Source organism: Microvirga terrae, assembly GCF_013307435.2.
GTDB lineage: Bacteria > Pseudomonadota > Alphaproteobacteria > Rhizobiales > Beijerinckiaceae > Microvirga > Microvirga terrae.
In genome coordinates this window covers 1,886,688-1,901,139 of the sequence record NZ_CP102845.1, presented here as the reverse complement: position 1 = coordinate 1,901,139, position 14,452 = coordinate 1,886,688, and the positions used below count along the sequence as shown (strand labels likewise).

Annotated in this window: 21 protein-coding genes and 1 tRNA gene; 10 read left to right on the top strand and 12 right to left on the bottom strand. The window is 64.1% G+C overall.

The features are described from left to right. The first annotated feature begins 48 nt into the window (after window positions 1-48). The 5 genes from HPT29_RS08925 to HPT29_RS08905 all read left to right on the top strand — a co-directional run bounded on the left by HPT29_RS08925 (window position 49) and on the right by HPT29_RS08905 (window position 2,550). Window positions 49-1,236 (top strand): FAD-dependent monooxygenase, encoded by a 1,188-nt coding sequence (locus HPT29_RS08925; RefSeq protein WP_173947616.1) that lies wholly within the window; start codon window positions 49-51, stop codon window positions 1,234-1,236. Between the two features lie 124 nt (window positions 1,237-1,360). Beyond that, window positions 1,361-1,445, top strand: a tRNA-Leu gene (locus tag HPT29_RS08920). Window positions 1,446-1,672: 227 nt separating this feature from the next. Beyond that, window positions 1,673-1,840, top strand: coding sequence for a hypothetical protein (locus tag HPT29_RS08915; RefSeq protein ID WP_173947617.1), 168 nt, complete (start codon window positions 1,673-1,675; stop codon window positions 1,838-1,840). Window positions 1,841-1,881: 41 nt separating this feature from the next. Continuing rightward, entirely contained in the window at window positions 1,882-2,181 is a 300-nt protein-coding gene (locus tag HPT29_RS08910; protein WP_173947618.1) for a hypothetical protein, read from the top strand. 228 nt (window positions 2,182-2,409) lie between these two features. Further along, window positions 2,410-2,550: a hypothetical protein gene (locus tag HPT29_RS08905; RefSeq protein WP_173947619.1), complete on the top strand. Its 141-nt coding sequence runs from the start codon at window positions 2,410-2,412 to the stop codon at window positions 2,548-2,550. Window positions 2,551-2,606: 56 nt separating this feature from the next. Here the strand turns inward: HPT29_RS08905 and HPT29_RS08900 are convergent, their stop codons facing one another. Next, window positions 2,607-3,245: a LuxR C-terminal-related transcriptional regulator gene (locus HPT29_RS08900; RefSeq protein WP_210272116.1), complete on the bottom strand. Its 639-nt coding sequence runs from the start codon at window positions 3,243-3,245 to the stop codon at window positions 2,607-2,609. A 503-nt stretch (window positions 3,246-3,748) separates the two neighbouring features. Here HPT29_RS08900 and HPT29_RS08895 point away from each other — a divergent pair. After that, window positions 3,749-4,012 (top strand): hypothetical protein, encoded by a 264-nt coding sequence (locus HPT29_RS08895; protein WP_173947621.1) that lies wholly within the window; start codon window positions 3,749-3,751, stop codon window positions 4,010-4,012. Between the two features lie 208 nt (window positions 4,013-4,220). Here the strand turns inward: HPT29_RS08895 and HPT29_RS08890 are convergent, their stop codons facing one another. After that, window positions 4,221-4,616, bottom strand: coding sequence for a hypothetical protein (locus tag HPT29_RS08890; RefSeq protein ID WP_173947622.1), 396 nt, complete (start codon window positions 4,614-4,616; stop codon window positions 4,221-4,223). Window positions 4,617-4,715: 99 nt separating this feature from the next. Beyond that, a complete protein-coding gene (locus HPT29_RS08885) occupies window positions 4,716-4,883 on the bottom strand; it encodes a hypothetical protein (RefSeq protein ID WP_173947623.1) in 168 nt (55 codons plus the stop codon). 96 nt (window positions 4,884-4,979) lie between these two features. Here HPT29_RS08885 and HPT29_RS08880 point away from each other — a divergent pair, with 96 nt between their 5' ends. Further along, complete coding sequence (locus tag HPT29_RS08880; protein WP_173947624.1) at window positions 4,980-5,360, top strand: NepR family anti-sigma factor; 381 nt, start codon at window positions 4,980-4,982, stop codon at window positions 5,358-5,360. A gap of 46 nt (window positions 5,361-5,406) precedes the next feature. Here HPT29_RS08880 and HPT29_RS08875 read toward each other — a convergent pair whose 3' ends face one another. Beyond that, window positions 5,407-5,766, bottom strand: a complete 360-nt coding sequence (locus HPT29_RS08875) for a hypothetical protein (RefSeq protein WP_173947625.1) — start codon at window positions 5,764-5,766, stop codon at window positions 5,407-5,409. Between the two features lie 108 nt (window positions 5,767-5,874). After that, window positions 5,875-6,270 carry a response regulator gene (locus tag HPT29_RS08870; protein WP_173947626.1) on the bottom strand — a complete coding sequence of 132 codons (396 nt, stop codon included), beginning with the start codon at window positions 6,268-6,270 and terminating at the stop codon, window positions 5,875-5,877. A gap of 381 nt (window positions 6,271-6,651) precedes the next feature. On the opposite strand from HPT29_RS08870, the gene HPT29_RS08865 reads away from it, so the two are divergent. Continuing rightward, window positions 6,652-6,891 (top strand): hypothetical protein, encoded by a 240-nt coding sequence (locus tag HPT29_RS08865; RefSeq protein ID WP_173947627.1) that lies wholly within the window; start codon window positions 6,652-6,654, stop codon window positions 6,889-6,891. Window positions 6,892-7,003: 112 nt separating this feature from the next. Further along, window positions 7,004-7,153, top strand: a complete 150-nt coding sequence (locus tag HPT29_RS08860; RefSeq protein WP_173947628.1) for a hypothetical protein — start codon at window positions 7,004-7,006, stop codon at window positions 7,151-7,153. Between the two features lie 254 nt (window positions 7,154-7,407). Here HPT29_RS08860 and HPT29_RS08855 read toward each other — a convergent pair whose 3' ends face one another. From HPT29_RS08855 to HPT29_RS08830, 6 genes are all read right to left on the bottom strand, one after another. After that, window positions 7,408-7,668, bottom strand: coding sequence for a hypothetical protein (locus HPT29_RS08855; protein ID WP_173947629.1), 261 nt, complete (start codon window positions 7,666-7,668; stop codon window positions 7,408-7,410). 141 nt (window positions 7,669-7,809) lie between these two features. Continuing rightward, a complete protein-coding gene (locus HPT29_RS08850) occupies window positions 7,810-9,051 on the bottom strand; it encodes a porin (protein WP_173947630.1) in 1,242 nt (413 codons plus the stop codon). A 275-nt stretch (window positions 9,052-9,326) separates the two neighbouring features. Beyond that, on the bottom strand, window positions 9,327-9,617 hold the full coding sequence (locus HPT29_RS08845; protein ID WP_173947631.1) for a hypothetical protein: 291 nt from the start codon (window positions 9,615-9,617) through the stop codon (window positions 9,327-9,329). Between the two features lie 198 nt (window positions 9,618-9,815). Next, window positions 9,816-11,387 (bottom strand): AMP-binding protein, encoded by a 1,572-nt coding sequence (locus HPT29_RS08840; protein ID WP_259060524.1) that lies wholly within the window; start codon window positions 11,385-11,387, stop codon window positions 9,816-9,818. 19 nt (window positions 11,388-11,406) lie between these two features. Continuing rightward, window positions 11,407-11,913, bottom strand: coding sequence for a xanthine phosphoribosyltransferase (gpt, locus tag HPT29_RS08835; protein WP_009494102.1), 507 nt, complete (start codon window positions 11,911-11,913; stop codon window positions 11,407-11,409). Between the two features lie 41 nt (window positions 11,914-11,954). After that, window positions 11,955-12,701 (bottom strand): competence/damage-inducible protein A, encoded by a 747-nt coding sequence (locus HPT29_RS08830; protein WP_173947632.1) that lies wholly within the window; start codon window positions 12,699-12,701, stop codon window positions 11,955-11,957. Between the two features lie 121 nt (window positions 12,702-12,822). Between HPT29_RS08830 and sfsA the strand changes: the two genes are divergently transcribed. Next, entirely contained in the window at window positions 12,823-13,542 is a 720-nt protein-coding gene (gene sfsA / locus HPT29_RS08825; RefSeq protein ID WP_173947633.1) for a DNA/RNA nuclease SfsA, read from the top strand. A 9-nt stretch (window positions 13,543-13,551) separates the two neighbouring features. On the opposite strand, the gene HPT29_RS08820 is transcribed toward sfsA, so the two are convergent. Next, window positions 13,552-14,379, bottom strand: coding sequence for an FkbM family methyltransferase (locus HPT29_RS08820; protein ID WP_173947634.1), 828 nt, complete (start codon window positions 14,377-14,379; stop codon window positions 13,552-13,554). Between the last annotated feature and the right edge of the window lie 73 nt (window positions 14,380-14,452).

Genomic DNA, 14,452 nt, shown 5'->3' with positions numbered 1-14,452 from the left:
CCGGATGACGCCTTCGGGCGGAGTCCGACTCCCGGACCGGGGCGCTAGGTGTCCGGCCTGTCGATCGCGGTCGTCGGCGCCGGCATCGGCGGCCTGACGGCCTCCCTGGCGCTCGCCCGCCGGGGCCATGCGGTCACCCTCGTCGAGCGCCGGACCGGCTTCTCCGAGGTCGGGGCCGGCCTCCAGCTCTCGCCCAATGCCAGCCGGATCCTGATCCGGCTCGGGCTCGGCGCCGCCCTGCGCCGGGTCGTCACCGAGCCGCAGCGGGTCGTTGTGCGCGCCATCCGGTCCGGCAAGCCCATCGGCCAGGTGGCCCTCGGGGCCTTCCTGCGCGAGCGCTTCGAGGCGCCCTACTGGGTCGTCCACCGGGCCGATCTCCAGACGATCCTCCTCGATGCGGTCCGGTCCAATCCGGCGATCCGGCTCGTTATGGGCCGCAGCGTCGAGGCCGTGGAGGACGGGCCGGACGGGGTCCGCCTCGACTGGCTCTCCGCCGGCGGCGCGCGGGACACCCATGCGGCCGACCTGATCGTCGGCGCCGACGGGATCTGGTCGAAGGTCCGCCAGGCCCTCGGCGACCGGACCGCCCCGGCCTTCCGCGGCTCCGTAGCCTGGCGCGCCACCCTGGCCAGGGATGCGGCGCCGGCCGAGCTCGCCGGCGACGAGACCGGCCTCTGGCTCGGTCGACACGGCCACGTGGTGCATTATCCGGTCGCGGCCGGCAGGCTCGTCAACGTGGTGGCCATCGAGCGCACCTCCACGCCGGTAGACGGCTGGGCCGCGCCGGGCCGCCAGGACGCGCTTCTCGAGGCCTACGCCTCGGCCGCCCCTGCCCTGCAGGCCCTCCTGTCGGGGCCGGCGGAATGGCTGCGCTGGTCCCTGTTCGACCATCCGGCCGGGCGCCTCGCCGGGGGCCGCATCGCCCTCCTGGGGGACGCCGCCCACCCGGTCCTGCCCTTCCTGGCCCAGGGCGCGGCCCTCGCCATAGAGGATGCCGCCACCCTGGCGTCCCTCCTTGGATCGGAGCGCCCCGACCCGGTCCGGGCTCTCGCAGCCTACGAGGCGCAGCGTCTCGCCCGCGTCCGCCGGGTGCAGACCGAGGCTCGCCGCAACGGGCGCATCTACCATGCGGGCGGCTTGGTGGCGTTCGGGCGCGACCAGATCATGCGCCGCCTCGGGCCCGAGGGCATAACGCGACGCTACGACTGGCTCTACGGCTTCCGCGCGCCGGAGTGAGCGGACGCCGACGGCCGGATCGTCGAGGTCTTGGGCCTTGCCCGGTCGGCCAATCTCGCCCCGGCTCGGAATATGCGAGCAAGCGGGTTGCCGGTCCAAGCTCTACCGTCTAAGTAGCTTCCAGGCCCGCATGACGAAATTGGTAGACGTAACGGACTTAAAATCCGTGGCCTTCGGGTGTGCCGGTTCGAGTCCGGCTGCGGGCACCACTCCCATGACATTCTTTCGGATATGTCCGCATCAGGACACCGAACCAACATGGCTTGGCGCTGCCGGCTTGAGCGAGCGCCTCACGCCTACGAGGAAAGGGCACGGGCGCCCGAGACCGGCGAGCGAGACTTGCTGCACGCGTGTGTGAACGCACCGCCGTCGGAACGCTTCAGGAGCATCCTGATCGTGGCGTTATCACCCATCTCTGCTTTCGAGGAGAAGGACAGTGACCACGAGAGGCCCTCGGCTTTCCAGCGCAGCGCTCCCCTACACCGGCGACGATCTCACCATGGAGCGGCGTCGCATCCCGATCTCCCTGTGCCTGGCGGGAACGGCCGTGGCGATGAATGTTCTCGCGGCCGTCCTGTCGCTGATCGCCCTCTCCGTCTCCTGACCGCGTCGGGCGGCTCGATCCTCCTGCCAACGGAGTTGGACATGAAGCGCATGAAACAGGTGTGTGTCGCTCTCGGCTTCATCGGCCTCAGTTCCGGCGCCGTGGGCCAGACGCGTCTGCTGACGTCCGACATGGCCTGCAACCAGGCTCAACGGCTTGTCGCCGCCCAGGGCGCGGTCGTTCTCCACACGGGCGCTACGACCTACGACCGCTATGTGGCCTCCGGCTCCTATTGCGGGCTGGGCGAGACCCCCGGGCCCGGGTGGGCTCCCACGCGGGATGTCGCCCGGTGCCTGGTCGGATCGCGCTGCGTCTCCATCAGCCGCGGCAGCGGCCCCTGAGCCAGCGCGGCCTGCTTGCCTTTCCCGTGAGGGTCTGAACCCGCGCAGGATGGCGGCCCCTCGCCCGGCTCCCGCAGAGCGGGGCCATCGGGACTGCGAATGCCTGAAAAAATAACGACGGATTGCTGCCGAACGGGCCCAACGCGCCGGACCTGTGAGGCAGTTCACAGCGGCTGGCGCGGGATTGCGTCACCTTTCGTGCCGTTCAGCGGTCGAGAGGAGAACGCTATGAAGATGATGCATTCTTGCCGGGAGAAGCGCGAGCCCGTGTCGCGACCGTTCCCCATGTCGGTTGCCCTGCTGTTCATCGTCGCGGGCATCAACGTAGCCGCCACGATTCTCTCACTCCTGGCCTCGGCTCAGGGGTGACGACGGTGGGCAGGGCGCCGTCGTTGGATCCGGCCGAACAGGATCGTACGCATGGATCAGCTCAGCCGCTGGACCTCCTGGAACTCTCCTGCAGAGCGTGCGGTGTCCTTGAGGTTTCCGGTCGCCCACATGGCAGCCTGGGTCCTGTTGGCGACGCCGATCTTGCGCAGGATCGCCTTGACGTGGACCTTGATCGTCGCCTCGGTGATCTCGAGCTTCCGGGCGATGACCTTGTTCGGATCGCCTCCCATCAGGGACTGCAGGATCACCGTCTCACGGGGCGACAGCTTCTGAACCTTCGGATCGGGGGCCCGGTGCTCGGACAGCGGAATGATCTCGGCCGTGGCGGATTGCGTCAGCTCTCTGTCGAGCAGCGCCCGAACCATGGATCCAGGCAGAATCCGCTCACCCAGCATGGTCAGTTCGAGAGACTTGATCAGAACCTCGCGGGCACTTGTGGCGAGGCAGAAGCTGTCGACGCCGCCGGAGAGTGCCGCGTGGACGGTCTCGCTATCGAACTGATTGGCGATGACGACGACGCGCGCGGCAGGATTCCGGCCCTTGGCGTCCTGGACGAATGCGAGCGCCTGTGCGAGGGACCCGGTGGCATCCACGATATAGAGAGCAGGTTCCGGGCCGGTGGTCGCGAAGCCCTGCGAGGCGCTTTCGAGCACGTCGAAGCAGGTTCCCGACAAGAGCTGCGTTAGTCCGGCTCGCAGAAGCGCGTTGCCACAAAGCAACTCTGTTGCAAACTGCCGCGGAGAAATCGATGTACCGTTATAGCACGTCGTTTCCGACGCCATGACTTGCTCAGAATGATCTTTGATCATTACTTGCCCCTCCGAATAAACTCTACGCCAACAGCCCGTTCTCATTTATCAGCACCGAAAGATCTAAGTTGATCAAGAGACGGGGGCGCCCTCTAATCACTAAGAGGTACGTATTACTCCGTAAGGGCGCCCTCGGATAAATCTCGTGTTAAGGATTTTCGGCACCGGCAGGAGCCGAGATCGCTCCTCGAGAGGTTCGCGGCATCGATTCGCCGAAGCCGGAGACGATGCGCCGTGCCGCCTCACTCCTTGGGGTTACCGACTCGGAGCCGTGGCGTTAATCCGCAAGCTTAAAGGGCGCAGATTGCCGGCTACGCGGCCGAAACCATATTCTTCTCATCGGTGAATCGAAAGGCTGGAGGGGGAACATGCCATTCGACGAAGACGCTTTGACGAGTCCGTACACGGCGAACAGCAATCAAACCGGAATGATCACGGAAAATGACTTGAAGATACTGTGGGTCGCACGCACGCTGACGAACATCGACTTCCAGTATGGTGAAGACATCTTGAATCTCAGTCGTAGCGCGATCGAAGCCGAGCAGAAACGCTACATCGAGACGCAATTGCTCCTGAAGTATCGCGAGCGCCGCGAGCCCTACCAAAGGCTGTTGGAGAGCCTCCGGGCCTGACGGGCAGCAAGGGACCGCCCAATAAAAGAGGCCCCTGGGGGCCTCAGTTTCTCAGAGGGAGCAACCAACGCTGTCGACAACGGCTCACTCTCCCCCGGCCGGACCCGCCGGTCAATTCACGTATCCTTTCGGATCATGACGAACGTGATCACAGCATCCACGAAGCCATGATAGTCGCCCGGTACGCCCCTGGAGCTCGCGAGCACTTTCAACGATTGGCGGAGGATGTCTCGGGAGTTGCCCCCGGTCGTTCGATTTTGTTTTCGTGGAAGCGGCGAACCATGTCGCTGCCGATAGTGGTTTTCAAATTGCTCGCAATTTGGTCGCGGCTCGCTGCATAGCAGTCCTGCATGGCGAAACTCTCGTTGGCTCTGGGATTGTAGAACCGCCTCTCGGTGCGATTGTACGTCCACGGCTCGTCGCTGCAGTTTCGCCCGAAAGCGCCGACCGTGTTCTCCGTGACCGTCCATTTGAGGCTGGCATTGGGACATTGACCCTCATACTGGCCGCTATACGCACCGATGCGGGGATAGCAACTCGTCTGGGCCTGGACTGCGCCGAGCCCAGCCAGGAGAAGTGCAGCAGACAAAATCGCTCTGGCCATGATGTCATCCAATGACGTGATGGCTGTGATTAGCAACAAACGGCGCCCGGGAAAACATGGGCGCCGGCCCTAGGGCGGCTTAACGCGGCAGGATGCCGCCTATCGGCTGGTCCAGGCGCGCAAGGCAAGAATCGGCGTCAGAATGGGCCAGCCGAAGCCCGCGATGAGGATGTGATCGAGACCGACCCCTTCCTCCCTGTCGATCATCGTCGACACTGCCAGGAGCAGGATCACACCGCATAGATAGACCATCAGAACTTCACGCATGAACCCAGCCCGCCTTCGTCGCTATGGTCGAGCTTTGACCCAGGCCAGGGATGAATCCAATGCGACCGGCGGTCGCCTCACGGGTCGGGAGCGGACATGCCGGACACCGGCGAAGGCCAAGGGCGCTCTCCAGATCGCGGCCGACGGGCCCGCCGCAATCAAAAGCTTCTTCTTTTCCATAATCTTAGCTGCAACCCTCCCGGGCTTTTCCCGTTCTCCGGCTCGAAGGTTAAAAACCAAAGGAGAAGCAGGATGCCAAAGCGGCACCATCCCTATGCCGCAGGCAGCCATCGAGGCTGGAGCGTCGGCTCGAACAGCCTGACGGCGGCCGGACAGTCCGAGATCCTGAAAGATCTCGGACGGCAATTGCAGCAGAGATATCAGAATGTGCTCAAAGAGCCGGCTCCTGACCGCATCAGGCACTTGCTGGAGCGGCTGGACCGAACCCGCCACCCTGAGGAGGACGGCAATCTCTAGGCCCAGGCCGAGCCTTCCGGCTCGGTCCCCGCTCCAGCCATGGATGTCAACGCCGGCGACGGCTCTCGTGCCCGGAGGCGGATGCCCGGGGGACGAGATTGTAGATCAGGAAGCCGGCCAGGATACCTGCACCGAGCAGAACCAGCGGATAGGATCGCGCCGTGTAGGCCGCCTCGGAGGCTTTCTCGCGGAGCACGTATAGCGGCGCGGAATCATGGATCAGACGTTCGGCGCGCCTCAGGTTTTCGCGGCGGGTATGGATTTCGAGATCATATCCCTCATCGTCGTCGTGCTGGTGGAGCGCGATGCTGTTGCGAGCAAATCCACCAGACACCAGACGCTGAACGGCCCGATTGGCCTCCTTGCGGGACGAGAACGTGCCTGTGGCAATCGACGAGTGCGGCATCAGTCAATCCTTTCAAACTGCTGACGCCAATTCCTGGCAAGCGCCAAGGTTCCACGTTTCCGCCGGTTTGGACGGCGGAAACGACGCCTGGTCTGCTGTCGGGATCCCTCAGTTTCGCCGGGACGCCTGGGCGGCCTTTTCGGCCTCCATCAGGACCTCCAATGCCCGCCAGGGCTTCTGCATGAAGCGAACGTCACGCGGCACGCCCCCTTCCTGCTGGTCGAGCGGACGTCCCGAAGTCAACACGGTCCTGACCCAGGGCCATTTCAGCCGGACGGTTCGAACCAGATCGAGGCCATCCATCAGACAGGGAAGACGAACATCGGCGAACAGAAAGGCCACTTCGTCGGAATGCAGCCGCAGATAATCCAGGGCCTCTTCCGCGCTGGACGCTTCAACGACCTTGAGATCCGTCTCCTCAAGAAGAGCCGCCGCCAAGCCCCTGACTTCGAAATCGTCCTCGACGATCAAAGCAATTCGATAAGGCTCAATCCTCTGTCCCATCCGGCCATCTCCTCTGCAATCCGTGTGCTGTTTCTGGGGCCATCTACGAACGCAACGACTGTTGACGCTCTGTGATCATTGGAAAGACCGGCCCGAAAACGCTAAGCGGGTGGTCGGCGTGATGATGCGAATGCGCACGAGGGAGCTGCCTCGTCTGTTTCAACTCCCGGGAACGCTTCGCTTTTGAAGGCTGAATACAAATTCTGCATTCCCCGACGGCAAGACCATCGGGCAGACCCCTCTTCAGAGAACGGTGAACATGGTTCTGCGTTTCAGCTTGGCCGTTAAGAAATTTGCCGGAACTGCTTTTTGCCCTGGAGGAACCCACGTCGTCGCTGTAGCTTAAGCTTGGACCGACCGTTCTCACGCGAGAGTTCAACCGTGTTCAAGGAGACGCAGCTTCACCAGGAGTTCTTGGATCTGGAGCACCAGATGCGGCTTCTGGATCGGCAACTCGCAGACGCCCTGCAACGCATCCGCCATGGCTCCTCGCCAGACCTCGTCGAGAAGGCGAAGCAGGACGAGCGACATCTCCTTGCGGAACTCGATCGCCTGATGACACGGCTGCGCGCCATCGAAGGGCAGCTTCTCCAGATTCAGAAAACCGCCACGCGGCACTGACGATCACGCGCCGGTACCGGCCGCACCATGTGTGAAAGCACACCTCGCGCGGCGCGCTCAGGGTTCATGGTGGCTGCGACTAACGTAGGGTTATGTATGAAGAGGATGAGGCATGGCCAACAAGCGTTCTCATCTCACGTCTTGCGAGGCAGCCGCCCGTGACGGGCTTGCGCGACGGCTGGGCCTTCCTGTCGTTCCGACCTTGCTCGGCGCGCTGGCCATCCTCAACGTCGCGTCGGTCGTCATGGTTCTGATGGAATAGGCTCTCTCCGCCCACGCGGTATCGCGGCGGACCAGAGGCATAGAGAGAACTGCAGGGCGCTCTGTGACAGAAGCAGCCCTGCAGGTTCGGGAAGGGATCAGCGCAGCCCGAGGAACGACAGAATGGCGAGGACGACCACGATCGCTCCGATAAGCCAGATGATGTTGTTCATGACGATGCTCTCCTGACGGTTGAATTGACGTCATGCCAACGGTCAAGGTGAGTCTTCGTTCCTTCGGTCAAGCCGCGAACGGCTAATTGGACGAGCAGGCGGTGTCGTCTCTGCCGTCGCGCCTGCCCGACGGGCCGATCTGGCGCCTCGACACGGTCGTGCAGGATTCCCGCGTCAGCCCTCGGCTCGTGTCAGCCTGGACCCGGCCGTCATAGACGCGCTCCGTCTCGTAGCCCGGACCGGCCTGGTAGTTCCATGTCGAAACGCCGGCGCTTCCGACACACCCGGTCAGTCCCACGGCAAGGATTGCGGCAGAAGCCAGATTTCCCGTCGCTTTGAACATCGCTGATCCCAATTCTGGTGACGCTGAACGCATGTCCATCGCCTTATAGCCTGCCCTTCCGATACGGCAACGTGCCCACGGCCACCAACAAAAAACCCCGGTGACGTCACCGGGGTTTTTTGTTTCAGCAGGATGAGCCGATTAGAAGTCGCGCTGGACGCGCAGGCGGCCTTCCCAAGCGTCGTCATCGTCGTTGCCGACGACCCCACGCGGGTCGAGATTCGAGTACAGGACCTCGACGCCGATATCGAGACCGGAGACCGGAGACCAGATCACGTTCGTGCCGGCGCGCCACTCGTTGAAGTCGTTGGCGACGGCAGGAGCGTTGTTGCTGTACTCGACGCGAGCGTACGAACCGAACACGCTCTGGCGGATCGTCGGGGTCCAGTAGTGATTGATGCCACCGGCGATGGACCAGCCGCGGCCGGTATCGATATCGCCATCAGGGCCGATATAGGCGTCGATCACCGAGTTGAACGCCGTTCCGACCGTGACATCCGGGTCGAATCCGAGATAGGCGAGCGCGCCGTCGGCATAGGTGGCGGCGATCCAGAGAGCGTCACCTTCCGCCAGCATCGGCAGGTTGACGTAGCCCTGAGCTGTCAAGGCCCAGCCATATGCGCTGTCCGGGATCGTGCCCCCGAGAACCGGCCCGTAGGTGGCCGTATCGAGAACGTTGCTGCGGATCTGGTGAACCGCGCCGCCGATCTGAGCCGAACCCCAGGTGCCGGCGTACTTCACGTTGGCGACAAGATCGGGGGTGCGCTGACCAGCCGCCAGCGACGAACCGCTGCGGATGAGGACGTCGTCGGCAACCGCCGCATAGGCTCCCTCTTCGAGCGCCAGCGTGGCCGAGAAGCCGTTGCCGAACGAGAAGGTGTAGGCCAGGGCGTTCACGGTCGGAGCGTCGTAGAAGCGCAGGGTGCCCCAGTTCTCGTTCGGGAGGTCGCTGTTCATGAAGAACGACACGGTACGACCGGCGGTCAGGCCGCCGAACTGCACGAAGGCCTGGTCGACGATCGCCGAGTCACGCCCGTACACGCCGGTGTTGTGGGTGATTTCGAAGCGCGCGAAGGTGCGGAGCAGACCGTAGGCGGTGGCGGTGCGGGCATCGAGCTGGATGCGGCCACGAGCACGGAAGCCGATCGAGTCGTCTTCGCGGGACGTCGGCTCGAGGTACTGGTACTCGGCGCGAACACGGCCGCCGACGCGGAGGCAGGTTTCGGTGCCGGGGATGTAGAAGAAGCCTGCGCCGTAGGTGGAGCAGACGCGGACGTACTCGACGGCAGCGGCCTTCGCGACCGGCAGATCGGCGGCATGTGCCCCTGCCACCGCGGCGAGACCCGCGACCGATCCGAGGAAGAGGCTCTTAGCGAGCTTCATGGTGTTCTCCAAAGAATGCTTGAGTCCAGGACCCATGTACAACCGTGACCATAATCATGGCGGACTTGAGCGCAACCGGCAGAAACGCCGGAACCGCCCAAGACCCGTGCAATCTGCTGAAAACATAAGCATTTTCGGGCACAGTCAGAAATTATCTGATCCACTGTGACAAAATTTCAACATCCGTGACGCAGGGGGATGGTCTGCATGTCCCAACGTCAAATTCGTGCCCGGTCACCACCCGGGCAGGCCACGTTCGACGACCGCGGCCAGGCTCAGTCGTCAAGGAAGTAATCGCTGTCGCGACAGACATAGCCGACCGGGCATTGCGGCGTATCCCTGGTCGGCACGAATCCAGGCTCGATCGTTTCGTTGAACTGACAGAAGGTGCGATCCCGAACGTAGCGGTCGTAGGTATAGGTGCCCGTGCCCAGAACGACGGCGCCCCGCGAGAAAACGATCCCCCGCGCCTGGTTGCACGTCAGGCTTGGCGTCATGGGGCGGGACTGAGCCCATGCGCTCGATGCGGTGACAAAGGCAACCAGAACAAGAGCAGTTCTTCTCATCACCGAACCCTTCGTACGGACGCGCTCAGCAGGGAGCAGTTTCGCGCATATCAACGTAGGAATCGGTGCTTGGTTACCGGCGGGATGCGAGTTTGTCCTTCAAGAACACGGGAGGGGGTCCGCACTCGATGATGCGCCAAGCACGCGTGGAGCATCGGAATCGGTCCCGAAAGTGGGTCGGCTCTCGGGTCCGAAGCTCTAAAGCATCGGCTGCAGGCGCCGCGCCAGCTCGACGGCGGCGGCATAATCGGTCTTTCCCGATCCCAGCACGGGAATTCCCGACACGAGGATGGACCGGGGCATCCAGAGCTCGGGGAAACCCTGCCCTCTCGCATAGTCCATCAGAACATCCCGGTCCGCATCGGCCTTGTCGGTGATGAGAATGATCTGCTCGCCCTTGCGCGGGTCCGGTATGGCCACGACCACGTGGCTGTTCTCGGGCCAGAGGGTCTGGACGGTCGCCTCGATGGCGGCCAGCGACACCATCTCTCCGCCGACCTTCGCAAAGCGCTTCGCCCGTCCCCGGATGGTCACGATCCGGTCCTCCACGGTAACGATGTCGCCGGTATCGTGCCATCCGTCGACCGGGGGGCGGATCCCGCCCGGAGCCGCGGAATCGAGGTATCCCTTCATGATGTTCGGGCCACGCACGTGCAGACGGCCGCCCTCATGGATTCCCTCGACCGGATCGAGCCGCCATTCGATTCCCGGCAAGATCGGCCCGACGGATCCGGGCCTGTTGCGATCCGGCAGGCTCACGGCGATGACGGGCGAGCACTCGGTGGCGCCGTAGCCTTCCAGAATCACAGTCCCGTGCCGCGACCAGAGCTTGCGCGTTTCATCCTTCACCCGCTCGGCGCCGGCAATGACGTAACGGACGCTCGCCAGGTCGTTCTCGCCTGCGGCCCGGGCATAGCCCTGCAGGAAGGTGTCCGTCGCGAGCATGATCGTGGCGCGGGTTCCGGCGACGAGCTTCGGGATCTGCCTGTAGTGAAGCGGACTCGGATAGAGCACCGACTTCATGCCGTTGAGAACGGCCGTCAGGAGCCCTGCCGTCAGGCCGAAGGAGTGGAAGATCGGCAGCGGGTTGAAGAACACGTCGGTCGGCTGCAGCACGTCCCCCGCGAGCGCTTTGACCTGATAGGCATTGGCGATCAGGTTGGCGTTCGAGAGCACCACGCCCTTCGGCACGCCTTCCGAACCGGACGTGAACAGCAGCACGGCGGGATCATCGGGCTCGACGCGGGCCCCGGCGTGGACGCGCCTCGCCATCCAGGAATCGATCAATCCGCGCAGTTTGTCGAGACTCGTGAGCTGCGCCCGCACGTCCTCGAGCCACAGGATCCGCCGTCCCTCTCCCAGGGTGGCCACGATGTCGTCGAGCTTGCCCTGCTCGACGAAGCGCCGGGAGGTGACGATGGTCTTGATCCCGGCCAGTTCGCAGGCCGCCGTCAGGTTCTTGAGCCCGGCGGTGAAGTTGAGGAAGGCCGGAACGCGCCCGAAGGCGTTCAGTCCGAACAGGGTGACGGCGATCGCCTGAACGTTCGGGAGAAGCACCCCGATGGGCTCGCGCTCCTCCGTCAGGCTCGCCAGCTTGCGTCCGAGGACCAGCGACCCCAGGACGAGACGGCCGAAGGTGATCGGCTGGCGCTCCAGGTCCTCGAGGGCGACCTTGTTCCGGCCGAACCCGTCCCTGGCATCGAGGAGAGCGCCGAAAAGGCTCTTGCGCGTGCGCGCAATGTCAAACTCGGCGATGTCGAATTCGGCCACGGGCGCTCCCTGCCTCTGATTAACCTGCCGACCCTTCGCGAATTGGCGCCTGATAGGCCAGCCCCATGTCCCAGGGGAAGTAGATCCAGGTATCCTGGCTCACCTCGGTCACGAAGGTATCGATCAGGGGGCGTCCGGCGGGCTTGGCATAGACGGCGGCGAAATGCGCGTTGGGCAGCATGTCGCGTACGATCTTGGCCGTCTTGCCGGTATCGGTGAGGTCGTCGATCACGAGCACGCCCTTGCCCTGGCCGTCGCCGACCGCCTTGATCGACGGGGCGATATCCTTCAGCACCTGGAGATCGCCCTGGTTCTTGTAGTCGTGGTAGCTGGCGATGCAGACGCTCTCGATCAGCCGCAGGTCGAGTTCACGGGCCACGATGGCGGCCGGCACGAGGCCGCCGCGGGTGATGCAGACGATCGCCTCGAACGGACCGGCCGAGGCCAGGCGCCAAGCGAGAGCCCGGCAGTCGCGGTGAAATTGATCCCAGGAGACGGGGAAGGCTTTGGGAGAGGTCGGTGACATCGTTTTGCTCTTCGTGGGCGTTCAGGGAAAGACGATAAACCTTAGAGAGGCGCCCGGTCACCCTTGAGGCGACCGAGGAGCTCGCGAACGGCCGCGCTGGCCCCGGCAACCGCCGCGGGGTCCTTGCCGCGCACGACGATCTGGTTGCGGAAGCCGCTCGCCGAGAACGACGGATAGGAGCCAATGGACACGCCCGCATTCGAGGAGGCGATCTGGCTGAGGCCCTCGGCATAGATGCCTTCCGCCAGCCCTTCGGCCTCGATGGTCTCGATGATCATGCGGGCGCCGGTCTGGAGGGAGGGCGCGATGATGTCCAGCATGGCCTGCATGATGGACGGCACGCCCGCCATGACGAACACATTGCCGATGCGGAAGCCGGGAGCCTTGGAGATCGGGTTCTCGATCAGGTCCGCTCCCTCCGGGATCCGGGCCATCCGCAGGCGCGCCTCGTTCAGCTCGTGCGGCTGATACCGTTCCTGGAGCATGGCGACGGCGCGCGGATCATGCCCGATCCCGACATCGAAGGCCTTGGCGATGCAGTCGGCCGTGATGTCGTCGTGCGTGGGGCCGATGCCCCCGGTGGTGAAGAGATAGGTATAGCGGCCCCGCAGGGCGTTGACCGCGGCCACGATCTCCGCCTCCACGTCGGGCACGACGCGCACCTCGCGCAGATCGATGCCGATCCCGGTCAGGTACTCGGCGATGTAGCCGATATTCTTGTCCTTGGTGCGGCCCGTGAGGATCTCATCGCCGATGATGAGAAGGGCGGCTGTAACGGAAACGGCCATGCGCTGCGATCCCTTTTGAGGGGCTTTAGCTTCAGAAACGGCAATTCTCAAGCAACGGTTCGGTTGAACCGCGACCTTCTCCCCTGCTACGAAAAATTTTTCGGCCAATCGTTGGATTCAGATGCGTTTTCACGAAACCCTGCTCGAGGGCCGGCTCATTGAGCGGTACAAACGATTTCTGGCGGATATCGCCCTCGATACGGGCGAGGTGGTCACGGCCCACTGCGCCAATCCGGGCGCCATGATGGGCCTGAAGGAGCCCGGCAGCCGGGTGTTCCTGTCCCGGGCGACGAACCCGAACCGCAAGCTCAAATACAATTGGGAATTCGTCGAGGTGGCGGCCGGCGGCGGTCCCCTCCAGCTCGTCGGCATCAACACGTCCCGGCCGAACCTCCTGGTCGCCGAAGCCCTGGCGGATGGCCGCCTTGCGCCCTTCTGCGGGTACGACCGGATCCGGCCGGAGGTGAAGTACGGCCGCAACAGCCGGGTCGACTTCCTGCTCGAGAAGGCCGGGGAACCGCCCTGCTACCTCGAGGTGAAGAACTGCCACCTCATGCGCGAGGCGGGCTTCGCCGAATTTCCGGACTGCGTCGCGGCCCGCAGCGCCAAGCACCTCTATGAACTCGCCGACATGGTGGCTGCGGGCGCCCGGGCGGCCCTCGTCTATGTGATCCAGATGGATGCCGAGCGGTTCGACGTGGCCCGCGACATCGACCCGGCCTACGACCGGGCCTTCCGGCACGCCCTGGCGTCCGGCGTGGAATCCTATGCCTATGTCTGCCGCATCACGCCCGAAGAAGTGGCCATCGACCGGCCGGTGGCCATTGTGACGCCGCGGTAGAGCGAGGCCTCAGCCGCGCTCGAAAGCCAAGTTCATCCTGGTTTCGAGGATCTGCCGGTAGCCCTTGCCCTTCAGGAGCTCGACCACATCGATCTGCCACCGTTCAGGGACATTGGCGACGATCAGCAGGGTCGGGTAGAGGGAAGCGTTCGCATCCCGGAAGAACGGATCGAGCACCAGGTCCTCGGCTCCCTCCACGTCGAGCTTGATCGCGTCCACCCGGGTCAGCCCCTCCCGCTTCAGGAGCTCCAGCATGGTCACGGCCGGAACGCGGATGGCGTCGGTCTGGCTCGAGTTCACGATCTTCAGGCTCGCCTCGCCCCGGTTGAGGGGGTCGAGGAACAGGGTGAGCTCACCGGTCTTGTCGGCCACGGCGCAGTCCACGGCCTTGATGGTGCCGGAGGGATTCTGGCGGATGTTGTAGATCAGCCGGTCGAAGATCTCGGGCTGCGGCTCCACGGCCAGAATCCGGGTCGGAACGGTGCCCGCTTCCCGGGCGACCGAGAGGGCGTACCAGCCGACATTCGACCCGATGTCGATGAAGGTGAAGCCATCCGTGATCCGCGAGGCGAGGATCTTGAGCTCATCGGCGTCGAAGTACTGGGGCGTGAACAGGATGCGCCGCTCGCAGACGTTCTTGTAGGGATAGAGCCGCATGCGGACGCCGAAGGTCTCCAGGTCGAGCGGCAGGCCTTTCAGGGTCTTCATCGCCAGACGGCGCAGCATCAGGGCGAGCCGGCGGCCGGCCCATCCCTCGGGCAGCCCGCGCGTGCGGTCGATCACCCACCGGGTGAGTCCTGAAGGCGCAAAATCGCCGAAAGGGCGAGAATCGTTCATTAAGCGGGAATCCACGGCCGTCGATTGGGATGAACAGGGTTGCTCATGACACCCTCGGGCGCCAATCGCAAGC